Origin of the sequence: Mycolicibacterium lacusdiani (assembly GCF_021916785.1) — a bacterium.
GTDB classification, from domain to species: domain Bacteria; phylum Actinomycetota; class Actinomycetes; order Mycobacteriales; family Mycobacteriaceae; genus Mycobacterium; species Mycobacterium lacusdiani.
This window is the reverse complement of the sequence record NZ_JAKCFC010000005.1, coordinates 243055-265629: the sequence shown is the minus strand read 5'-3', so window position 1 is coordinate 265629 and position 22575 is coordinate 243055. Positions and strand designations below refer to the sequence as shown.

Below are 22575 nucleotides of genomic sequence, written 5' to 3'. Positions count from 1 at the left end.
GGGTCGTCAGTCTATGGCCGACCTCCGACGGCGTTCGGCGTGTCGCGGCACGTGTCTTCGGACACCGACCCGATCGACGGACTGTCCAGCAATCCGTGCGAGAAGAGAATCTGGAGTTGCTTGGTTATCGCGCTCATCGTCGCGCCGCGATCTGGGAAGCCTGCACACAGGCCGACCCCCCAGAGCACCGAGTGCAGCATGTCCGCGATCGGGGTGGCACAGGTGTCCGACGGCAGTTCCCCGCGCCGCACCGCGTCGCCGACGAGCGTGATCAGGTAGCACCGCAATGCGTCGTGCCGGTCGTCGCGCAACTCCGGGTTCCGGGTTGCCTCCAGCCGGGCGCTGATCAGGAACGACACCTGCGAGCGGTCCCGACGGTCGGTCTCGTACATGACTGCGACCAACGCTGACAGCGATTCCGCCAGCGTGTCACGGCTTCCCGCCCGCGCAATCCAGTTGCCGACCAGTTCGCCCGCCTCTTCGACCAGGGCTGCGTAGATCTCGTCGCGCGTGGAGAAGTAGTAGTGCAGCGTGGGCCTGCTGAGATCGGCCTCGAGCGCGATGGCCTGGAACGTGGCCGCGGGATAGCCCCGCTGGTTGATCACCGACCGTGCGGCCTTGAGGATGCGGTTGCGCGTTTCCACCGAGTCGGAGCCAACCGGTCGACCCCGGCGCCTGGTGGCCGGCAGTGGTCTCTCATCGGTTTGCGACATGGTCCTGACCTCACCGACGAGGAGATTGGCGCTCCTCGTTCAGCAAACAGTATGACATTGCTATCGACCGGTCAACCGCAGGCTTGCGGCAAACTGGGCGACGCGGCGCGAACTCGAGTCCGTCAGGCCGGAGGCGTTTGCGTGACTCAGGGAGCGGCGGTCGACGCGGCTGCGGTGGCCTTCGATGCCGACCTGCCTCGCAACGCGCCGAACGTCATCACGATCAGTGCGACCCAGATCAGCCCGAACCCCACCCACCTCGCGGGCGGCATCGGCTCGTGGCCGATCGCGACGCCCCATGCCATCTGCAGGGCCGGGTTGAGATAGAACAGCAGACCCATCGTGACGAGCGGGAGTCGCTGCGCCGCGGCGGCGAACAGCAGCAGCGGCACCGCGGTGACCGGACCGGCCAGCACCAGCAGCCAGGCATGCCCGGTGCCGTACCCCAGGAAGTGGCCCTGGTCGGCCGACTGCAGGAAGATCAGATAGCCGGCGGCGATGGGGAGGGCGATCAGGGTCTCGACCGCCACGCTGACCCGAGGGTCCGCGTCGACGACCTTCTTGACCAGTCCGTACAGCGCGAACGTGAACGCCAGCACGACCGAGACGTACGGCGGGGTGCCGACGCCCACCGTCAGGACCACCACCGCGACGACCGCGAGGGCCAGGGCCGCCAGCTGCCAACGCCCGATCCGTTCCCGAAACACCACCACGCCCAGTGCCACGGTCACCAGCGGGTTGATGAAGTACCCGAGCGCGGCGTCGACGACGTGGCCGTGCGTCGCCGCGTAGATGTAGGTCCCCCAGTTGGCCGACACCAGCGCCGACGCGGCGGCGAGCAGCAGCCAGCTGCGGCCGCTGAGGCGACGCAGGTCGCCGAGCCTGCGGGCCACCGCGAGGACGCCGACCATGCAGACGACGCTCCACACGATGCGGTGCGCCAGCACCTCCAGCGACCCCGCGGGCAGCAGCAGCGGGAAGTAGCCGGGACACAGGCCCCACCACACGAAGGCGCCCACGCCGAACAGCACGCCCGAACGGCGTTGCGCCGCTGCGGCGTCCGCGGTCACGACTGGTGCCGGCGCAGCACGTCCAACGCGTGGCTCAGGTCCGCCGGGTACGGGCTGGTGATCTCGATGCGACGGCCGTCGGCAGGGTGGGCGAAGGCCAGCGAGCGCGCGTGCAGCCATTGCCGTTCCAGGCCGAGCCGCTTCGCGATCGTCGGATCGGCGCCGTAGGTCAGGTCGCCACAGCAGGGATGGTGCAGCGCCGCGAAGTGGACCCGGATCTGATGCGTCCGGCCGGTCTCCAGGTGGATGTCCAACAGGCTCGCGGAGGCGAACGCCTCGACCGTGTCGTAGTGCGTGACGCTGTCTCGACCGTTCTCGGTCACGGCGAACTTCCAGTCGTTTCCCCGGTGCCTGCCGATGGGGGCGTCGATGGTCCCGCTGGACGGGTCGGGATGCCCTTGCACCAGGGCGTGGTACCGCTTGTCGACCGTGCGTTGCTTGAACGCCCGCTTCATCAGCGTGTACGCCCGCTCCGAGATCGCAACGACCATCACCCCGGAGGTGCCGACGTCCAGACGGTGCACGATCCCCTGGCGCTCGTGGACGCCCGACGTCGTGATCCGGTACCCGGCGGCAGCAAGGCCGCCGAGGACGGTGGGTCCGGTCCAGCCGACCGAGGCATGCGCTGCCACGCCCGCGGGCTTGTCGACGGCCACGATGTCGTCATCGGAGTAGAGGATCGTCATGCCCTCGACGTCGACGGTCGGATTCTCCGGCGGCGCAGGCGGTTCGGGCAACGTGACCTCGAGCCAGGCGCCCGCGGTCAAGCGCTCGGACTTGCCGACCGGGACGCCGTCGACGGCTATCCCGCCGTCCTCGGCCAACGTCGCGACGACGGTTCGGGACAGCCCGAGCAGTCGCGCCAGACCCGCGTCGACGCGCATCCCGGCCAGCCCCTCCGGGACCGGCATCGACCGGGTCATCGGGTGGTGTCGGATTCGTCCGATGCGGCACCGGTGCCCGGCTCGTCGACGACCGGTGCGGGCGCCGAGGTCTCTACCTCATCGGACGGACGCCGTCCGTCTACCTCATCAGCCGGACGCCGTCCGTCGGTGTCGAAGTCGAAGCCGAACAACGACAGTCCCACGAGCAGGATCGCTCCCCCGACGACTGCGGGATCGGCGACGTTGAACACCGGCCACCACCCGATCGACAGGAAGTCGACGACGTGTCCGCGCAGCGGTCCCGGCGACCGGAAGAACCTGTCCACCAGATTGCCCAGCGCGCCGCCCAGGATCATGCCGAGCCCCAGCGCCCACCACGGGGACACCAGCCGGCGGCCCATCCACACGATGCCGAACACGACGCCGGTCGCGACCAGGGTCAGCACCCAGGTGTAGCCGGTGGCCATCGAGAACGCCGCGCCCGAGTTGCGCACCAGGGTCCAGGTGACGGTGTCGCCGATGATCGAGACGGGTTGGCCGGGCGTCAGCAGCCTGACCGCCAGCACCTTGGTCACCACGTCGAGCGCGAGTACCACCAGAGCGACCGACAGCAGGAGGCGCAGGCGACGGCGGGGCGACGGCGGTACGGGGTCCCCGTCCGCGGTCACGGGCTCCACCGAACCCGACGTTTCATCAGTCACGCTCCCATCATCCCAAAGACGTCGTGGTGAACAATCGGCGCATGAGACAAGCGTGCGAACCGTGCCACCGAATCCGTCTGGCATGAGCCGCGTCGTCGTCGTCACCACCGGCGGCACCATCGCCACCAGTACCGACGCCGACGGAGTGGCGCGGCCAACCCATGGCGGCACGGATCTGCTGTCGACCGCGGGCACCGCCGCGGATCGTCGGGTCGTCGACCTGCTGGCACTGGATTCCTCGGAGATCGGTCCGCCCGAGTGGCACCGGATCGGCCGTGCCGTGGCCTCGGCCATCGGCGATGGTGCGCACGGGGTGGTCGTCACGCACGGCACCGACACCATGGAGGAGACCGCGCTGTGGCTCGACCTGGTCCACCGCGGGCCAGAGCCCGTCGTGCTCACCGGTGCGATGCGCAGCGCCGACGCCCCCGACGCCGACGGTCCCGGCAACCTGCGCGACGCGCTGGCGGTGGCCGGCGACTCGCTCGCCACGGGCACCGGCGTCACGGTGTGCATGGCGGGCACCGTGTGGCAGCCGCTGGGGTTGACCAAGACCGGATCGGGGTTCACCGGCATCGCCCTCGGGTCGGCGTCGCACGACGGTGTCGTGCTCGACCGGGCCAAGCGGCGGCCGTCGTTCGCCGACGACCTCGCCGGGCCGCCGCCGCGCGTCGACGTGGTGGCGACCTACGCAGGCAGTGACGCGGTGGCGCTCGATGCCTGCCTGGCCGCTGGGGCGCGCGGCATCGTGCTCGAGGCGATGGGCGCGGGCAACGCCGGGCCGGACGTGGTCGACGGCGTCCGGCGTGCCACCGCCCGGGGCGTGACCGTGGTCGTCAGCACCCGCGTGCCGGGGGCCAGGGTGTCCGCGCGGTACGGCCCCGGGCTGGCACTTGCCGAGGCGGGCGCAGTCCCGGTGCCGATGCTGCGGACACCGCAGGCGCGCGTGCTGCTGATGGCCGCGCTGGCCTCCGGCGCGCACGTCGGCGACGTCTTCGCCGAGTGGGGCGAGTTGCCGGCCGGCTAGGGGCTGGTCGGTTAGGACTGGTCGTCGTCGGTGAGCGCACCGACGAAGTCCAGCCAGTCGAGGCTGTCGACGGGATTGGCGCGCCGCACCTCGGGTGTGTCGACGGGCATCGTGCGAGCAGGGCCGGGACCCGTGCCCCGCGTCTCGAACCGCACGGTCATCACGCCGTGACCGGCTCCCTGCACCCAGCCGTGGCCGTAGGACTCGTGCGTCACGTCGTCGCCGATCCGCCACGCCGCGGCGGCGAACGCAGACGCCGAGGAGGACGCCGTCGCCGCTTCGTGGGTGGCGGGCACGCCATCGGCGGTCTCGAGGGTCTGCTCGAGGTCGGGGAACAGTGACTCCTGCTGCACGTCCGACAGTCCCGAGAAGCCGACGCCGAGCAGTCGGATGGGCCCCACCTCGATCGGATCGAGCAGTAGCCGCCTGGCCGTGGCGGTCAGCGTGGCCGCGTCGTCGGTGGCGTACGGGAGCGTGGCGGACCGGGTGAGCGTGCTCATGTCGGACTTCTTCATCTTGACGGTCACCGTGCGCGCGCCGCGGCCGTCGCGGAGCAGACGCCCGTGCGCGTGGTCGCCGATCGGGCCGACGGCCTCGCGGAGCTGGCCGATCGTGGTGAGGTCCTCCGGGAAGGTGGACTCCGAGCTGATCTGCTTGGAACTCGACCGCTCGGCGACGGGACGATCGTCGATCCCCTGGGCCAACCGGTGCAGCGCAGGCCCGACGGTTCCGCCGAGTACGTCGGCCACCTCCGAATCCGCAAGTGCCGCAAGGGCACCGATGGTGTCGATGCCCAGCCGGTGCAGACGGTCCTCGGCGACCGGTCCGATCCCCCACAGCCGCCGCACCGGCAGGCCGGCGAGCACGGCCTTCTCGGTGGATCGGTCCACCACGCGGACACCGTCGGGCTTGGCGAGGTCGGAGGCGATCTTCGCGATCTGCTTGCCCGAGCCCGCGCCCACCGACGCCACGAGGCCGGTCTCCGACCGCACCCTGGCGCGCAGGTCCTCGCAGAACGCCTCCACCTCGGCCGCGGTGGCACCGACCAGTTCGGCGGGCTCCCCGAACGCCTCGTCGAAGGAGAGCTGTTCGAGGACGGGAACCACTGCCCGCACCGTCTCGAGGACCCTGCGGCTGGCGACGCCGTAGACGACGCCGCGCGGAGGCAGCACCACCGCTGCGGCACCGACTTGCCTGCGCGCCTGGTGCATCGGCATTGCCGACCTGGCGCCGAACACCCTTGCCTCGTAACTGGCCCCGGCGACCACCCCGCGTCCGCCGAGTCCGCCGACGAGCACGGGCCTGCCCCGCAGCGTCGGACGCGTCAGCTGCTCGACGGAGGCGAAGAACGCGTCCATGTCGAAGTGCAGGACCCAGCGGCCGTCCATGGTGGCGATGCTAGAGGCCATTGCCGACTTGCCCGGGACTAGCCTGACGGCCATGGACCACGACGTGCCGATCGGCGACGAATCCATCCGTCTGGGCCAGTTCCTGAAGCTGTCGTCGCTCATCGACAGCGGTTCGGACGCGAAGGCTGCGATCGCCGACGGTCTCGTCACGGTCAATGGCGAGATCGAGGTGCGCCGCGGCCGCCAGCTGCACCCCGGTGACGAGGTGACCATCGGCGGGTCCACGGCGCGGGTGGCCCGTGCATAGCATGACCGCGTGGACAACACGCTCGCCTACATCGACCAGGGCTCGTTCCTCGCGCTGAGGGCACTGGGCCGCGGCCCGCTGATTCAATTCACCTGGATCTACGACCGTCCGATCGACTTGCAGGGGCTGCGGCGGTTCCACGCCAACCTCGGATTCGGCCTGCTGGGCAGGCGCATCGAGCGTTCGCCGCTGCCCTTCGGCCGCGACAGGTGGGTCGCCGCACCGGGTCCCGCGGCCATCGAGATCGCGGCCGAGGACCGTCGCCGCGAGGACGTCTGGCTGTGGGCCGACGAGCGCGTCCGGGTCCCCATCGACCCGCAGGCCGGTCCGTCGTGGCATCTCGGCGTGCAGCCCCTCACCAACGGCGGGGCGGCGGTGACGCTGGTCGTGTCGCATTCGGTCGGCGACGCGATGGCGATCCACATGGCGATCTCCGACGCTGTGAGTGGCGTGCGGCGCGACCTCGGCTACCCGCCGCCGGGTTCCCGTACCCGGGCGCGGTCGGTGCGGGAGGACGCCCGGCAGACCGTGCGGGACGTGCCGGACATGGCCAGGGCGGTGGCGTCGGCCGCTCGCGTGGCGCGGGCGGAGCGCGAGAATCTGGCGACGTCGGCCAAGTCGGGTTCCAAGCAGCGGGGACGCGGGACGGCCGAGGAGATCGTCGTGCCCAACGCGACGGTGTTCATCGACCTCGAGCACTGGGACGAGCGGGCAAAGAGCCTCAACGGCACCAGCAATGCGTTGTTCGCCGGTTTCGGAGCCCGGCTCGGGCAGCTCCTCGGCCGGGTGGGCGACGACGGGTTCGTCAGGCTGTCGCTGCCCGTCAGCGAGCGCGCACCCGGTGACACCCGCGCCAACGCGCTCACCGAGGCGTCGGTCGTCGCCGACCCCGCAAAGGTCGTCACCGACCTCGCCGATCTGCGTCGAGACATCAAGCGGGCGTTGACCGCGCTGGCCGAGGCGCCCAACGAACTGCTCGGCCCCCTGGCGCTGGTACCGCTGACCCCGGCGCCGCTGGTGCGCCGCCTCGAGGGCATGGTGCAGCAGGTGGGCAGTCCGATCGGATGCTCGAACCTCGGCGAGTTCGCGGCGGAGGTCAACCGCCCCGACGGTACCGATGCCGACTACTTCGCTGCCAGGCTGATCGAGCCGAAGGTCACGACGAAGGTCCTCGACCGGATGGGCGGTTCACTCTTCCTGGGCTGCACGCGCCTTCACGGCCGCATGTCGGTGTCGGTGGCCGGATGGGTGCCCGGCGGAACGAACACCCGTGCAGCCCTGCGCGACTCGGTCGGTCAGGCGATGTCCGACATGCAGCTCACCGGCATCGTCGAATGACCGTCACGCCTTCACCAACGAAACCCTGACGCCGTCGCCGATCTCGGTGCCGTCGACCGGGTCACCGAAGTCGAAGCTGGTGGCCAGGATCTCCTTGGCGATCAGGTCGGCGTGCGTGCGCGCCCACTCCTCGCGTTCGCCGGGCACCGCGACGACGACGCGGATGCGGTCGGACACGTCGAGACCCGACGACTTGCGTAGATCCTGCAGTTCGCGGATCCGGTCCTTGGCCCAGCCCTCGGCCTCGAGTTCGGGGGTGACCTCGCCGTCGAGCACCACCAGTCCGGCGCCGTCGGGTAGCGCTGCGGTGAAGTCGGGGTCGGCCGCGACGAGCCGCGAGCTGTACTCCTCGGGCAGCAGTGTCGCCGGGCCTGCCGTCAGCGTGCCGTCGGCGTTGACGACGCCCTGACCGGACTTGACGGCCTTGATCGCCGCCTGCACGTCCTTGCCGATCCGTGGTCCCGCAGCACGTGCGTTGACCGTGAGTTCGAAGCGGCCGTAGGCCGGGATGTCGTCGGTCAGCTCGACGGTCTTGACGTTCAGTTCGTCGGCGATGAGGTCGACGAACGGACACAACCGCTCCGGATCCTCAACGGCCACGGTCAATTTGGGCAACGGCAACCGCACCCGCAGCTTCTTGGCCTTGCGCAGTGACGACCCGGCCGAGCAGACGTCGCGAACCTGGTCCATGGCGGCCACCAGTTCTGGGTCCGCAGGCACCACACCGGGTTCCGGCCAGTCGGTCAGGTGCACGGATCGTTGCGCGGTGACGCCCCGCCAGATCACCTCGGCGACCAACGGCAGCAGTGGCGCCGCGAGCCTGCCGGTCACCTCGAGGACGGTGTGCAGGGTGTCGATCGCATCGGGGTCCTCCTCCCAGAACCGCGAACGTGACCGGCGCACATACCAATTGGTCAGGGCCTCGGTGAACTGCCGCAGCTGGTCACAGGCGACGGAGATGTCGCAGACGTCGAGCGAGGCCGTTAGGTCGTCGCGCAGCACGGCGAGCTTGGCGAGCACGTACCGGTCCAGGACGTGCGGCGAATCGGTCCGCCAGGTGCCCTTCTTCGGCGCGTACAGCGACAGGAACGTGTAGGCATTCCAGAACGGCAGCAGCACCTGCCGGACCCCGTCGCGGATGCCCTGCTCGGTGACGACGAGGTTGCCGCCGCGCAGGATCGGCGACGCCATCAGGAACCACCGCATCGCGTCGGACCCGTCGCGGTCGAACACCTCGCTGACGTCGGGGTAGTTGCGCAGCGACTTGCTCATCTTCTGGCCGTCGTTGCCCAGCACGATGCCGTGGGCGACGCACGTCTCGAACGCCGGTCGGTCGAACAGTGCGGTGGCCAGCACGTGCAGGGTGTAGAACCACCCGCGCGTCTGGCCGATGTACTCGACGATGAAGTCGCCTGGGAAGTGCGCCTTCTCGCTCCCGGATCCGTCGAACCAGTCCCGGTTCTCGAACGGGTAGTGCACCTGCGCATAAGGCATCGACCCCGAGTCGAACCACACGTCGAGGACGTCCTCGATGCGGCGCATCGTCGATCTACCGGTGGGGTCGTCGGGGTTGGGTCGAGTCAGCTCGTCGATGAAGGGACGGTGCAGATCGTCCGGCCGTACGCCGAAGTCGCGCTCCAGCTCGTCGAGGCTGCCGTAGACGTCGATGCGCGGGTAGGCGGGGTCGTCGGACTTCCACACCGGGATCGGCGTGCCCCAGTACCGGTTTCGCGAGATCGACCAGTCGCGTGCGCCGGCCAGCCACTTGCCGAACTGCCCGTCCTTCACGTGTTCGGGGTACCAGGTGATCTGCTGGTTCAGCTCGACCATGCGGTCCCGGAATGCAGTCACCTTGACGAACCACGACGAGACGGCGCGGTATATCAGCGGATTCCGGCACCGCCAGCAGTGCGGGTAGGAGTGCTCGTAGGTCTCGTGCCGCAAAAGCAGCGGCGCGTTCACCGCGGCCGGTCCGGTGCCGTTCTTGAGGTCGCGAATGATGTCGGGGTTCGCCTCGAACACCTGCAGGCCGACGTAGTCGGGCACGGTCGCGTCGAACCGCCCCTTGGCGTCGACCGGGGTCACCGCGACGATGCCCGCGGCGTCCGCAGTGGCCTTGTCGTCCTCGCCGTAGGCAGGCGACATGTGCACGAGCCCGGTGCCGTCCTCGGTGCTGACGAACTCGGCGGGCAACACCTGAAAGGCGTTGGCAGCCTGCTCGGAGTCCACGAAGTACGGGAACGGGGGCAGGTAGCGCAGGCCGAGCAGCTGGTGCCCGGTGTAGGTGGCGACCACGGTCGGCTCATCGCCGAGTTCGCGCGCGTACGCCCCGAGCCGGGACTGGGCGATGACCAGACGACGACCGTCTGCCTCGACCACCGCGTACACGACCTCCGGATTGACCGCGACGGCCTGATTGGACGGCAGCGTCCACGGCGTCGTCGTCCAGACCAGTAGGTACGCGCCGTCGAGGTCGGCATCCGCCGCCTCGCCATTTCCTCGGTCGCGCTCCTCGCGCAAGCGCTCGTCGGCGATCCGGAACCCGACCGTCAGCGCAGGATCCTGCCTGCTCTGGTAGACGTCGTCGTCCATGCGCAGCTCGTGGCTCGACAACGGGGTCTCGTCGTTCCAGCAGTACGGCAGGACGCGGTTGCCCTCGTACGCCAGACCCTTGTCCCACAACTGCTTGAACGCCCAGATCACCGACTCCATGAAGCCGGGGTCCAGCGTCTTGTAGTCGTTGTCGAAGTCCACCCAGCGGGCCTGGCGGGTCACGTAGTCGCGCCACTCACCGGTGTACTTCAACACCGACGCCCGGCACGCGTCGTTGAACTTCTCGATGCCCATCTCGTCGATCTGGGCCTTGTCGGTGATGCCGAGTTGGCGTTGCACCTCCAGTTCGGCGGGCAGGCCGTGGGTGTCCCAGCCGAATCGGCGTTCGACCTTGTAACCGCGCATCGTCCGGTAGCGCGGCACGATGTCCTTGACGTAGCCGGTCAGCAGATGCCCGTAGTGCGGGAGGCCGTTCGCGAACGGCGGCCCGTCGTAGAAGACGTACTCCTGCGCACCGTCGCGTCGGTCGATGCTGGCGCGGAAGGTGTCGTCGGCGGCCCAGAACTCGAGCACGTCGAGTTCCAGCGCGGGAAAGTCCGGCGTGCCGCCGGCAGGCTTTGGGTAAGCGCTCACTGGTGCGTCGTCTCCTGTGCCGAATTGAGGCCAACGGCCTCGGAAGCCGAAGGTTCAGGCACGGGGACGACGTCGCGCACGTGCGCGAACACCGCGGTACCACCCCGCTTGCGCACCAGGTGCGCCGCTCGTGGAGGCGATGACGGGCCCACCCGTTCGGTTCTACTGAGCGCTCGGAGAAGCGCGGTTCTTCCGAAGACTCCCCGGTGATGGCCGGATCGACGCCGCGTGCCTGAATTCTAGGCACTCCCAGATTCTAGGCACTCGTGACGTCGGGTTCCCAACTGGTCGCGAGGTGACTAGTAGGACATCGCGAGTTCGGCGCTGATCAAGATGGGCGCCGATGCCTCGGAGGTCAGTTCGATGAGCGCGAGTGGCAGCTGCTCGGCGAGTTCCTCGATCGTGTAGGGCTCGAAGCTGCGCGCGTCGTACCACCACTCGAGCACCACGACGCCGTCGCGGCGGCGTGCGTGCAACTCGAGACCGTGTCCCCAGCCGGCCGGGCCGGGGGTGACGTCGTCAACCGCGAGCAGCACGTTGGCGACGGCGACGTGGTCGGCGAACTCGTGCAGCGCGCGATGCAGCGAGAGAGCGGCGACGGCATGGTGCACGGACGCGAGCATGTCGGTTGCCGGGAGGACCGACGGGCCTGCGCACGACAGGGCCACCGGGTGCACCGAGGTCCCGATCCCCGTGAGGTCGACGGCGACGACACCGGCCCCGACGGTCCGGTCGATGGCACGACCGAGCGCGGCGAGCAGGACTTCCTCCGCCGTCAGCCCGAGCGCGGCGCACGCCCCGTCGAGTTCCATGGTGAGGACATCGGACAGGGTCGCTGTGTGCCGCGCGAGGTCGTCGCGCACCGGCCGGCCGTCGGCGTCGTAATCAGTCAGCTGCATGTTTGCGCACATCATGCGGGGAACGGTACAGGGTCATTCCCAGAATTGGGATACCTCTGCCAAAACCGTGACGACCATGTCAATTAAGAGCAACCACTCCAGGATCTGGCTCGCGCTGCCCAAATCCGGGATGGCCAGCTATGGTGTAGCGATGCCCCGCACGGATGAGAACGGCCGGCAGCTGAAGGCACTGCTCGACTACCTGCTGGATGGCGACATCGACGCCAAGGCGATTTATGACGCCTTGGGCACGTCGAGCAGCACGTATTACCGACGCATCAAGGAGCCGGACTACCCGAACGCCGAGGAGTTGCGGCGGGTGGCGGACCGCTTCGACCTCAGCTATCCCGACCTGCAGGTTCGGTTCGGCCTGATGAGCCGCGAAGAGGTCTGGAGCTATCTCGACTCCGCCCCGCTCACCGTGGCCACCGTCACCGAGCCAGTTACTTCACAACGCACCGTTCGGCGACAGAAGTTGTCGCAGTTGGTGCCACGGCAAGACGCGCCGCCGCTTTAGCGATAGGCTTTGCTGAACAGCAATTCCGCTCGAAGGCGAATTCCATGGCCCTTGCAGTACTCATCGCGATCACGATCGCGTGTGTGGCATGGAGTTTGTGGATTCGCCGGGTGACGTGGTCCTGCCGCTGGGAAGTCGCCGCGACGCTCAACGTCGCACTTCAGGGCGGTGCAGTGCTGCTGATGTCGCCGCTGGCGTCGGAGACGCTCGGCCACTGGCTGCACGCTTTGACGGGCAAGTGGAACCTCGAGGACTACCTCGGCCACGACCTCTACATCGTCGCCGCGTCGGCCGTCGTCTACAACGCACTCGGCCGTTTGCAGGACGACCATGCGCTGCAGCGGACGTTCAAGCAGTACGTCGAACTCCCCGCCACCATCTGCATTCCTCTCCTGCTGGTCGCCTTCTCGCTGGGCAACGGTGCCGCGATCTACCGCCCCGACTTCTTCAAGGTGCCGACCGACTTCTGGCTCGGCTCCTACTGGGTGCTGCTCTGCGGCACGCTGATCTACCTGCTCGGATACGGCTCCCGAGCCCTGCTGATCCTGCGCAAGGACCCACGCTCGCGCAAGATCGCGAACATCTACCTGTTCGCGTCGTTCTGCGGGATCATGGCCTGCGTCGTGCGCATCGTCACCTCCTTCGTACCGGCGCTGCAGCCGGTCGAGAACGGCACGCTGGTCTGGATCTTCGCCTGCATGTGCGGCGCGGCATTCGCACTGACCTCCGCGCATTCATGGCGCATCAAGACCAAGTGGTTCTCGACGGCCGATCGCTGACGTTCCGGCTTCCGCCAACGGGTAGCTGAGTCGCCGTCGGCGACGATCGCCCATCGCCATCGCCGGAGACGAGCCCTTCCCGCGCGTCGTGAACCGATACGGGTGCTGGCTACCGTCACGAGCCGCCGCCGAGCCGAACCGTTTCCGATCTCAAGGCGGACGAAGCCCTGTTCGGACGCCGATGTCCACCTAGCGCATGTCCAATCCGCCGAAAGGTATCGAAACTTGGTGAACAACAGTCAGTTTGCGGGCCGAACGTGGCCGCTCGAATTCCGCCCTGACAGAGCCGGTTCAGCTAACACACTGCGACTAAGTCGTTTTCGCTATGCTGCGCAGCGCGTGGTTTCATTCCTTAAGCTCGACACAACGCTTTAGCTTCCGCCGCAGAGAGGGCCAGATCCATGCTCGACTCGTCGATTCCCGCGATTCTTCGCGAGCGAGCCAGCCTTCAACCGAACGACACGGCATTCACGTTCCTGAACTACGACCAGGAGTGGGAGGGCGTCGAGGAGACGCTCACGTGGGCCCAACTGCAGCAGCAGGTCGTCGCGCTGGCGGCCGAGATCCGCACCCACGCGCAGATCGGCGACCGCGTCGCGATCCTGGCGCCGCAGAACATGTCGTACATCCTCGGCTTCCTTGCCTCGTTCGAGGCCAACGTCATCGCCGTGCCGCTCTCGCCACCGTCGGCGGATTCGCACGACGAGCGGGTGGCGGCCGTGATGCGCGACGCCCAACCCACCGTTCTGCTCACCACGTCGGACACCGCAGCCGCGGTAGCGCGCTACGCCACGTCCCAGGACGGGAACCCGGCACCGGTGGTGATGGAGGTCGACGCACTCGACCTGAGCGTGCGCCGTCGATCGACGTCGCGGCGCGAGACGCCGCCCGCCACGGCCTACCTGCAGTACACCTCCGGGTCCACGCGCACCCCCGCGGGCGTCATGGTGTCCCAGCGGAACCTGTTCGCGAACTTCGAGCAGCAGGTCGCCGCGCTGCTCATCGAGTACGGCAAGGTGCCACCACCGGGAACGACGTCGGTGTCGTGGCTGCCCTTCTACCACGACATGGGACTCATCCTCGGCATCTGCGCTCCGATCCTCGGCGGCTGGCACTCGGTCGTGATGAGCCCGATCGCGTTCCTGCAGCGCCCGGCGCGGTGGATTCAGCAGATGGCGACCAGGGGGCGCGCGTTGACGGCCGCCCCGAACTTCGCGCTGGACCTGGCCGCGGCGCGCACGACGGACGACGACCTGACCGGCCTCGACATGAGCAACGTCCTGGCCATCATCTGCGGAGCGGAGCGCGTGCAGCCCGTTTCGGTGAAGCGGTTCACGCAGCGCTTCGGCAAGTTCGGATTCCCCGGTCGGGTGATCCGACCGTCGTTCGGCCTCGCGGAGGCCACCCTGTTCGTCGCCACCGACGACCCGGCCGTCCCTCCCGTCGTCGTGACCTTCGACACGGAGAAGCTCACGGCCGGCATGGCCAAGCGCAGTACGACCGGCACGTCCCTGATCAGTTATGGCGTGCCGCAGTCGCCGGCTCTGCGCATCGTCGACCCGGACACCCGGCAGGAGTCGCCTGCCGGACGGATCGGCGAGATCTGGGTCCGCGGCGACAACGTGTGCGCGGGCTACTGGAACAAGGCCGAGGAGACCGAGCACACCTTCGGTGGCGCGATCGCAGGATCGTCCGATGCCGCCGACGAGCAGAAGTGGTTGCGCACAGGCGATCTCGGGTTCATCGACGACGACGAATTGTTCATCATGGGCCGCATCAAGGACATGTTGATCGTCCGCGGCCGCAACCACTACCCCGACGACATCGAGGCGACCGTGAGCGCGGTGTCCAACGGTCGGGTCGCTGCCATCTCGGTGGAGGACGGCACCACCGAACAACTCGTGGCGATCATCGAGATGAAGGAGCGCGCCACCCCCGAGGAGACTCAGGAGCGCCTGCGCAGCGTGAAGAGCGATGTGATCTCTGCGATCTCGCAGGCGCACGGGATCAACGCAGCCGATCTGGTGTTCGTGGGCCGCGGCTCAATCCCGATCACCACGAGCGGCAAGATCCGCAGGCAAGCCTCCGCCGAGCTGTACCGCGAGGGACGCTTCGCCCGACTGGATTCGTGATTGCCGGCGCAGCGTCGATCCCCCACCGACAACGCACGATTGGACTCCGCCACATGGGATCAAGCGCAGGTCCACGATCGGTCACCGCTCTGTATCGTGTGAGCCCGTGATCGAGCTCATCAATGTCGCCAAGACATTCGGCCAGAGTGTTCCCGCGCTGCGCGACGTGAGCTTCTCGGTGCCCACCGGCTCGGTATGCGCGTTGCTGGGCCACAACGGCGCCGGCAAGACCACTACGGTCAACATCCTCTCGACGCTGTTGAAGCCGTCGTCAGGGCGAGCGATCGTCGCCGGCTACGACGTCGCCAGTGAACCGACGGAGGTCCGCCGCAACATCGGCGTCACGGGCCAGGACGCCGCGCTCGATCTCCGGCTCACCGGCCGGGAGAACCTGGTGCTGTTCGGTCGGCTGCGCGGTTTGCGCCGGGACGCGGCGCGAGGACGCGCTGAGGAACTGATTCAGCAGTTCGACATGGCCCATGCCGCCGATCGGCAGGTCAGCGGCTACTCCGGCGGCATGCGGCGCCGCATCGACATCGCGGTGTCGCTGGTGGTGCCACCGAAGGTGCTGTTCCTCGACGAGCCGACGACAGGACTGGACCCGCGTAGTCGGCGGGACGTCTGGAATCTGGTGTCCGGTATGGCGGCTCAGGACATCACCGTCCTGTTGACCACCCAGTACCTCGAAGAAGCCGACATCCTCAGCGATTCCATCGTCATCCTCGACCAGGGTCAAATCGTCGCGAAGGGCACTGCAGACGAACTCAAGCGGCAGACCGGCAGCAGTTACTGCCAGATGACGGCATTGGACCCCGAGGATCTGCCACGGATTGCGAACGCGTTGGCCGACTTCGCCGAGGTCGAGGTGGACGCAGAGACGAGTTCGGTGTCCGTGCCCGCACAGCAGGGCGTGGCCACCTTGTCCGAAATCGCTCGGCGGATGGACGAACTCGGCGTCGAACTCCTCGACATCTCGCTGCGCCGCCCCTCGCTGGACGAAGTGTTCCTGCACCTCACCACCACGCCGGCCACGTCGACGTGACGGCATTCGCACTTCTGACGGCCCGTACGTTGCGACGCGGTCGGTTGGATCTCGTCTTCGCCGTCGTGGTGCCGATACTCGGTCTGGTCGGGCTGACGTTCCTGCTGCGCGACGTCATACCCACCGGCCAGATGAGCTACGCGCAGTACGTCCTGCCCGCAATGGTGGTCCAGGCCATGCTGTTCGGCGCACTGACCACCACGGATCGGGCGGCGTGGGACAAGATCAGCGGTATCAGTGCGCGGATGCGCACCCTGCCCATCTCGCCCTACACCCCGCTGATGGCCCGGATGGCGTACTGCCTGATCCGCGGCGTGCTGGCCCTGGCCGCCTCGGTCCTGGGCGCGTACTTCTTCGGCTTTCGACTGACGAGCGGCTTCTGGTACGCCGCGGCGTTCGTCGTGATGTCGCTGACGCTGACACTGGCGCTGTCACTCGGCGCGGACGCGACCGGCAACAAGGCCGCGCGGACCGAGGTTGCCAGCCAACTGCTGTTGGTCCCCCAGGTGCTGCTGGTGATGTTGTCGACCGGTCTCGCGCCGGTCGACGCCTTTCCCGACTGGCTGCACCCCTTCGTCCAGTATCAGCCGGTCTCGCAGATCATCGAGACGCTGCGCGGGTTCACCATCGGCCAGGTCGAGACCGGCAACGTCGTGACGAGCCTGGCCTGGTGCCTCGGTCTCCTGATCGTGCTCGGCGCCATCGCCGTTCGCATCCAAGGGCGTAGGGCATGACGTCGACGTCCGAGCGATCGCATTCGCTGCTGGCCGAGAGTTGGATCTTCGCCGGGCGACTGTTCGTCCAGTGGCGACGGTATCCCGTGGTTCCGATGCAGGCCCTGCTGTTCCCCGCCGGGTTGCTGATCATCTACGGCGTGCTGGTCGGCAAGTCCATGACCCGTCTCACCGGAAACAGCGGCCTGGACCTGTTGATACCGGTCTGCACACTGGCCGGCGCCATGTCCGGCGCCGTCGGCGCTGGGCTCGCGGTGCCCTACGACAGGGACAGCGGTCTGCTCACCCGGCTGTGGATCATGCCGGTACACCGAACGTCTCCGTTGACCGGCGCTCTGATCGCAGAGGCGGTGCGCACGTTCGTCGCGTCCGCGCTCGTCGTGGCGATCGGGTACGCGATGGGTTTCCGGTTCGGCGGCAACGCCTTCGGGCTGCTGCTCTACCTGCTGATCCCCGTCGTCGTCGTCATGGTCTTCGCCACCATCGTGATCACGCTCGCGCTGCGACCGCAGGGACGCATCATCCTGATGTGGACCAACACCGTGTGTACGGGGTTGGCCTTCGCGACTCTCGTTCCGGTCGAGAAGCTTCCGGCGCTGCTGCGCCCCATCGCCGAGTATCAACCGCTCGCACCTGCGGCGGCAGCGATGCGTGCGCTGTCCTCGGGCGGCGAGATCTGGCTGCCCGTGGTGCTGACGGCGCTGTGGGCGCTGGTGATTGGAGCGTTGTTCCTGCCGATGACGGTTCGCGGCTATCGGACTGCCGCCGAAGGCGGCAAGCTAGGCGGCTGACCGGCCGGGTGCTACCCGCGGTCCAATGTCGGGAGCACGTCGAAGGGCACGGGCATCTCGAACTCCGATCGTTTCAACCATGCGGAGATGAAGCCGTACTGGAACGCGAGGCCCACCAACGCATTGGCTGCCAGTTCGCTCACCGGTCGCCCCAATTCGGCGCGCACGGTCGTCCAGGCCTCACCGGCCGACAGGCGCGCCGACGAGTGCTCGCCCCTGCTCGTGGCGTCGTTGCGGTGCACCCAGCGCAGGTAGGCATTGCTGTGCCCGTAGCGCTTCCACTGACTACCCATGTCGCGCATCGCAGTACGCGGCTCCCACTCCATCAGGACGCGGGTATCGGTCCCTATCGTCCCGAGCCCCTGTTCCTGAATCCGCCAACAGATGTCGAGGTCTCCACCGCCACGCATCTGCCTGAATCCACCGACCTTGGCGAACGCGATCCGATCGATGCCGAGGTTCGCCGTCGGGTAGTAATCGGGCTTGGGCGGCACCATCCCGATGGTCGCCTTCATCGCCCCACCCCCGCGGGGAAGCATGAACGGCTGCATCGCGGCCGCCATCCGTGCCGCGATGGTGGGCCCGGTCACGGTGCGAACGTTGGTGCAGGACAGTGTGACTCCTGGCTGCTGCTGGAGTTCGCGATGCGCGTCGAGCAGCCCCGGCAACGGTCGGCACCGCCCGTCCGTGAAGAGGAGGATGTCGGCGCGGGACTCGCTGGCGGCGAGCTGGCGGGCGTAGTACGGGCCGCGACCATTCGTCACCCCCACGACGTTGGCGCCCAGCGACCGCGCCGCTGCCGCGGTGTCGTCGGTGGACGCATCGTCGACGACGGTCACGCGATCACCGTCGGCGAGCTGATCGAGTATGGGCACGAGCAGTTTCGGTAGGTGATCGGCCATGTCCCGAACCGGGATGATCACCTCGATCGTCTGCCCCACCATGACTCACCCTCCTCGTCGCGACTGCTGATCGCCCGGCACCGCCGAACTGGCCTACGTCAGGCCTTCGGTCCACCACGGCCGAGGCCGAACATCTGCCATCCGGCGTCGGACCAGTACTGACGGTCGATCGCATTGCGGGTGTCGAGGAGCCGCGGCTCTCTCACGACCGACCGGAAGGCCACCGGATCGATGGTGCAGTATTCCTCCCACTCAGTCGCCAACACGACCAGATCGACGTTCCTGCAGGCAGCTTCGGCGCTGTCGAAGTAACCGAGCGTCGGGAACCGCGCCTTGGCATTCTCGATCGCCTTCGGGTCGTGGACCCGCACGTCGGCACCCTTGAGGTGCATGGCTGCGGCCACGTTCAGCGCGGGCGAATCGCGGACGTCGTCGCTGTTGGGCTTGAACGCGGCACCCAGCACCGCGATGCTCTTGCCGAGGAACTCTCCGCCAACGGCTGCGCGGGCCACCTCGACGGCCTTCTCGCGCTGACGGATGTTGATCTTGTCGACCTCGTGCAGGAACCTCAGCGTGTGCGACGCACCCAGCTCGCCTGCCCTGGCACTGAACGCGCGGATGTCCTTCGGCAAGCATCCGCCGCCGAAGCCCAAGCCCGCGTTGAGGAATCGTGCGCCGATGCGGTCGTCGTACCCCAGTGCGCGGCTGAGCGTGACGACGTCGGCGTCGACGAGATCGCATACCTCGGCCATGGCGTTGATGAACGAGATCTTGGTAGCCAGAAAGGCGTTGGCAGCGACCTTCACCAATTCCGACGTCGCGAGATCCGACGTCAGGTGGGGCGTTCCGGCGTCGATGATCGGGCCGTAGACCTCCTGCAACGTCTTCTCGGCATGTTCGGACGTCACGCCGAAGACGAGCCGATCCGGCCGCAACGTGTCCTCGATCGCCTTGCCCTCACGAAGGAACTCCGGATTCCACGCCAGTTCGAGACCAAGTGGCGACGTCGCGAGTTCCGCCGCGAGGCGCTGCGCCGTGCCGACCGGCACGGTCGACTTCCCGACGATCAGACCGTCGCAGTCGGCGTTCTCGGCGACCATCCGGAATGCCCCGTCGACGTACTGGACGTCGGCCGCATCAGAGCCTGGCAGTTGCGGCGTCCCGACGCACACGAAGTGCACCGATGCGCCAGCCACCGCCTCTGCGGGCGACTTGGTGAATCGCAGCCGCCCCGTGGCCAGCACGGTGGCGAGCAGCTCGTCGAAACCCGGCTCGTAGAACGGCGACGAGCCGGCCGACAGCATGTCGATCTTCGAGGCATCGGTGTCGTAGGCCACCACGTCGTGCCCGAGGTGCGCCATGCAGACGGCGTGAACGGCACCCAGGTAGCCCGTTCCAATCACGCTCATTCTCATTCAGCTCAACTCCACGCTCTACCATTGAGTTCGGACCACGCACGGGCCGTCGGTCGATTATCTCCCAGCGCACGTCACGCACCGTGTTCGCGGTCGCCGAGTCGTCGGGTGCCAGTACATCACACGACGCGGCGTTGCCGCGTGTCGCCGATACGCACCCAGAGCAGCGCCGGCGCGAACACCGATCACGCCGCGCGAGGATGCGAGGGCATCAATGCACGCTCATCGACCCGCATGAGGTCTTCGAACACCCAGCGCGACGCGCCCCGCCAGCCGGCAACGGAGCGCTCGCTAGCTGCTTACCCGACCGACGCCCTCGAAAAGACATGGAAATTGGCGAAGCTGGTGTTGCTGGGATCCTTGGGCGAATAGGGATACCGGTTCTCGATCGTCTCCACCCATTCGAAGTCCGTGCTGTTGGCCTCGATCCAGCGCGTGAACTTGCGGTGACGAACGTGCGGGTCCGGCCAATCCGAGTCGAAGTCGCTGGCATAGACGATGACGTGTCGCGTCGCCGCGTCGAAGAGCTGGGTCATGTATGCATCAAAGGTCTCGTCTTCCACCAGGTGGTAGATGACGTCCAGCGACAAGGACAGCTCGGCACGATGGAGTTTGGATACGCGCGATGTGTGAAGGATGGTTATAGAGTCGTCGGCGGCGAACCTCCGACGGGTCGCCTCGACCACTGTCTCGGAAATGTCGACACCGATGTAGCTGGGATACTGCGCAAGACTTAGTTGTGCACCGTCGCCGACACCGAACTCGATGACGCTCGCGACGTCGTTGCGCACGACGAAGTCGTTCAGCACTTCGGCTTTGAACGCGGCGAGGCGGTTGTAAGAACCTGCGCCTGAGTTCTTACCCGAACGGTATCGGTTCTCCCAATAGTCGGCTGAATTATCGAACCGAGGGGGCCGACCGAGGGCCTTCGACAGTCGACCGAAGACGCCGTTGGACCCACGCACCCGACGCAACATTTCGTTGTCAAGCATTGCTCCCCCTTTGCTGATCGAGCGAGTTCCTCTGTTGGAGACGTTTGCGCAACGCCGCTCAGGTCTGGATCCGACGGATCGCGAAACTCTGATTCTCGATCGGATCGGCCGTCGCGAAGACGATCTCCCAATCACACTCCACGCAGAATTCGTGTACCGCCTCGACTACGCCATATCGCAGAACCTTGGACCAATTACCCATGACGTAGTCATGGCCTGCGATGAAGCCGCCGGGCTTCACCTTTGGGGCGTATGCCCGTAACTCCGCGGCAGTCAACTCGTACGCATGAGTGGTATCGATGTACACCCAATCGAACACGCCGTCGTCGAACTCCGAAGCTGCTTCGAGGGATGACCGTCGGTGCACCACGACAGAGCCATCTGCAATCTGGTCGGCGAACCGCTCGGTGACACCTTGGAACTTCTTTTGTGAGTACCGTCGTGTACCCCACATGTCGATCAGGTGGAGTTCGGAGGGGTGGCAGTTGGCGAGGATTTCTTCGGTGAAATCACCCTCGTCGACCCCAATTTCGGCACATGTCCCGCCAGCGGGTAAGTGGTCGAGGAGCACCCGACGATTCAACAAGAGTTGGCAACGGTCAATGTTCTCTTGCTTCAACGCAACTCGCGGAATTGCCCGATCAATTCGCGGCGCGACAAGCGATTGCCCGATACGAAATAACAAGTCCCCCATGCGAACACCGTAGCATTCGGCCCTCGATCATCTAGCGGAATACTGGAAAACAACGCATTCCATTGGTACTAAAATGCGCCGGAATAGCACAGGTAGGTCCAGGCCACTTGCAACATCCAGGACCCGACGTCAGCCGACCTTGGTCCGTTTCTGCGGATTCATAGCTCTATGCGACGAGCGACTCCCGAGCCAGGCGGACTCCGCTTTGGCCGCAATGGCGTCATTCGCAGTCCCGTCACGATCCCACAGACCGCAATTCGAAGCGATCGGCATCTCCCACCAAAGAGCGGCAGATTCTCGTACCTGCCGTACCGGCACCCCTGTTGCAACCGCGGCATAGTGCAACCAGAAGTCGTCAGCCCGTGGGCACACTTCGATGAACTCGTCGCCGCGTTCCCTCAGTGTGCGAAGCAGTCGTGGTGGATAGGCGACGCCGGAGACGCCGGTGGCGAAGACCCGCGGGGAGGGCTCGCGTGACTCGCATGTCGGCCAAGAACCGTATGGACCGGCACCCCGAATGCGCGCCCGAAAGGCAGTGACCTCGTCAGGTCGGTGCGCGTCGAGCAGTTCCTCGAGCCATGTCGGCGGGTAGTAGGCGTCGTCGTCCACCGTCACCAGCGTCGTGCTGGGCTCGCTCGACAAGATCTCCTGGACGTAGGGGAAGTACTTCTTGTGAGGACCGAAGTCATGGCAATGCCGAATTTCCAGACCCCGTGACACCAGACGTCGAAGCGTCGCAGGCGGATTCGCTACCGCTGCGGCGTCGTCGAGCCACAAGATCACTCGACGCGGCCGAACCGTACCGCTGCCGATTGTTTCGATGGTCTTCCATACCGTGGCAGTCCGCTTGCCATACGTGGTCAGCGAAACGTTGGCCCCGCCATCGCCGACGATCGATCGCGTCGACCGATGGTTCGTGAGCAACAATCTTGGCCAGAGCATCAAGTACTCCGGCAGGGCTCGTAGGAAACTCAGAACCGATGACGGGTATGTCCCGGTGTTGTGCGTGACGTGTCCTGCACTCCAGACCGTTTGGCAATCGATGGGCCGCCAATTGACCATGCTTACCCTAACGCGCCACGCCGAGATCATTTCTCGAGCAT

Annotated in this window: 21 protein-coding genes; 9 read left to right on the top strand and 12 right to left on the bottom strand. The window is 67.1% G+C overall.

Going from position 1 to position 22575, the window contains the following annotated elements:
• Positions 1-11: 11 nt before the first annotated feature.
• The 4 genes from LOK44_RS17750 to lspA all read right to left on the bottom strand — a co-directional run bounded on the left by LOK44_RS17750 (position 12) and on the right by lspA (position 3368).
• A complete protein-coding gene (locus LOK44_RS17750) occupies positions 12-644 on the bottom strand; it encodes a TetR/AcrR family transcriptional regulator (RefSeq protein ID WP_237571406.1) in 633 nt (210 codons plus the stop codon).
• Between the two features lie 215 nt (positions 645-859).
• Complete coding sequence (gene rarD / locus LOK44_RS17745) at positions 860-1744, bottom strand: EamA family transporter RarD (RefSeq protein ID WP_237571538.1); 885 nt, start codon at positions 1742-1744, stop codon at positions 860-862.
• Between the two features lie 35 nt (positions 1745-1779).
• Positions 1780-2694, bottom strand: a complete 915-nt coding sequence (locus LOK44_RS17740; protein ID WP_237571405.1) for an RluA family pseudouridine synthase — start codon at positions 2692-2694, stop codon at positions 1780-1782.
• Between the two features lie 8 nt (positions 2695-2702).
• Positions 2703-3368: a signal peptidase II gene (lspA, locus tag LOK44_RS17735; protein ID WP_237571404.1), complete on the bottom strand. Its 666-nt coding sequence runs from the start codon at positions 3366-3368 to the stop codon at positions 2703-2705.
• An 82-nt stretch (positions 3369-3450) separates the two neighbouring features.
• Here lspA and LOK44_RS17730 point away from each other — a divergent pair, with 82 nt between their 5' ends.
• Entirely contained in the window at positions 3451-4395 is a 945-nt protein-coding gene (locus LOK44_RS17730; RefSeq protein ID WP_237571403.1) for an asparaginase, read from the top strand.
• 11 nt (positions 4396-4406) lie between these two features.
• Here LOK44_RS17730 and LOK44_RS17725 read toward each other — a convergent pair whose 3' ends face one another.
• Complete coding sequence (locus tag LOK44_RS17725; RefSeq protein WP_237571402.1) at positions 4407-5783, bottom strand: DNA polymerase IV; 1377 nt, start codon at positions 5781-5783, stop codon at positions 4407-4409.
• A gap of 52 nt (positions 5784-5835) precedes the next feature.
• On the opposite strand from LOK44_RS17725, the gene LOK44_RS17720 reads away from it, so the two are divergent.
• Positions 5836-6051 (top strand): RNA-binding S4 domain-containing protein, encoded by a 216-nt coding sequence (locus LOK44_RS17720; RefSeq protein ID WP_237571401.1) that lies wholly within the window; start codon positions 5836-5838, stop codon positions 6049-6051.
• A 9-nt stretch (positions 6052-6060) separates the two neighbouring features.
• Entirely contained in the window at positions 6061-7389 is a 1329-nt protein-coding gene (locus LOK44_RS17715; RefSeq protein WP_237571400.1) for a hypothetical protein, read from the top strand.
• Positions 7390-7392: 3 nt separating this feature from the next.
• On the opposite strand, the gene ileS is transcribed toward LOK44_RS17715, so the two are convergent.
• A complete protein-coding gene (gene ileS, locus LOK44_RS17710) occupies positions 7393-10575 on the bottom strand; it encodes an isoleucine--tRNA ligase (protein ID WP_237571399.1) in 3183 nt (1060 codons plus the stop codon).
• Between the two features lie 299 nt (positions 10576-10874).
• Positions 10875-11474, bottom strand: coding sequence for a condensation domain-containing protein (locus LOK44_RS17705; RefSeq protein ID WP_237571398.1), 600 nt, complete (start codon positions 11472-11474; stop codon positions 10875-10877).
• 151 nt (positions 11475-11625) lie between these two features.
• On the opposite strand from LOK44_RS17705, the gene LOK44_RS17700 reads away from it, so the two are divergent.
• The 6 genes from LOK44_RS17700 to LOK44_RS17675 all read left to right on the top strand — a co-directional run bounded on the left by LOK44_RS17700 (position 11626) and on the right by LOK44_RS17675 (position 17469).
• Positions 11626-11991 (top strand): XRE family transcriptional regulator, encoded by a 366-nt coding sequence (locus tag LOK44_RS17700; RefSeq protein WP_237571397.1) that lies wholly within the window; start codon positions 11626-11628, stop codon positions 11989-11991.
• 44 nt (positions 11992-12035) lie between these two features.
• The gene (locus LOK44_RS17695) at positions 12036-12770 is read left to right on the top strand and encodes a hypothetical protein (RefSeq protein ID WP_237571396.1); all 735 of its coding nucleotides are present in this window, start codon (positions 12036-12038) and stop codon (positions 12768-12770) included.
• A 401-nt stretch (positions 12771-13171) separates the two neighbouring features.
• Positions 13172-14902: an AMP-binding protein gene (locus LOK44_RS17690; protein ID WP_237571395.1), complete on the top strand. Its 1731-nt coding sequence runs from the start codon at positions 13172-13174 to the stop codon at positions 14900-14902.
• Between the two features lie 106 nt (positions 14903-15008).
• Positions 15009-15944 carry an efflux ABC transporter ATPase subunit, DrrA-related gene (locus LOK44_RS17685; RefSeq protein ID WP_237571394.1) on the top strand — a complete coding sequence of 312 codons (936 nt, stop codon included), beginning with the start codon at positions 15009-15011 and terminating at the stop codon, positions 15942-15944.
• Positions 15941-16678: an ABC transporter permease gene (locus LOK44_RS17680; RefSeq protein ID WP_308192763.1), complete on the top strand. Its 738-nt coding sequence runs from the start codon at positions 15941-15943 to the stop codon at positions 16676-16678. The genes LOK44_RS17685 and LOK44_RS17680 overlap by 4 nt, the downstream gene beginning before the upstream one ends.
• Complete coding sequence (locus tag LOK44_RS17675) at positions 16675-17469, top strand: ABC transporter permease (RefSeq protein WP_237571392.1); 795 nt, start codon at positions 16675-16677, stop codon at positions 17467-17469. Before LOK44_RS17680 ends, LOK44_RS17675 begins: the two co-directional genes overlap by 4 nt.
• Positions 17470-17480: 11 nt before the next feature.
• On the opposite strand, the gene LOK44_RS17670 is transcribed toward LOK44_RS17675, so the two are convergent.
• The 5 genes from LOK44_RS17670 to LOK44_RS17650 form a co-directional block, all read right to left on the bottom strand.
• A complete protein-coding gene (locus LOK44_RS17670; protein ID WP_283817854.1) occupies positions 17481-18413 on the bottom strand; it encodes a glycosyltransferase family 2 protein in 933 nt (310 codons plus the stop codon).
• Positions 18414-18469: 56 nt separating this feature from the next.
• The gene (locus tag LOK44_RS17665) at positions 18470-19786 is read right to left on the bottom strand and encodes a UDP-glucose dehydrogenase family protein (RefSeq protein ID WP_237571391.1); all 1317 of its coding nucleotides are present in this window, start codon (positions 19784-19786) and stop codon (positions 18470-18472) included.
• Between the two features lie 299 nt (positions 19787-20085).
• Positions 20086-20778: a class I SAM-dependent methyltransferase gene (locus LOK44_RS17660; RefSeq protein WP_237571390.1), complete on the bottom strand. Its 693-nt coding sequence runs from the start codon at positions 20776-20778 to the stop codon at positions 20086-20088.
• Positions 20779-20836: 58 nt separating this feature from the next.
• Entirely contained in the window at positions 20837-21472 is a 636-nt protein-coding gene (locus LOK44_RS17655; RefSeq protein WP_237571389.1) for a class I SAM-dependent methyltransferase, read from the bottom strand.
• A gap of 129 nt (positions 21473-21601) precedes the next feature.
• Positions 21602-22414, bottom strand: coding sequence for a hypothetical protein (locus LOK44_RS17650; RefSeq protein WP_237571388.1), 813 nt, complete (start codon positions 22412-22414; stop codon positions 21602-21604).
• Positions 22415-22575: the final 161 nt, after the last annotated feature.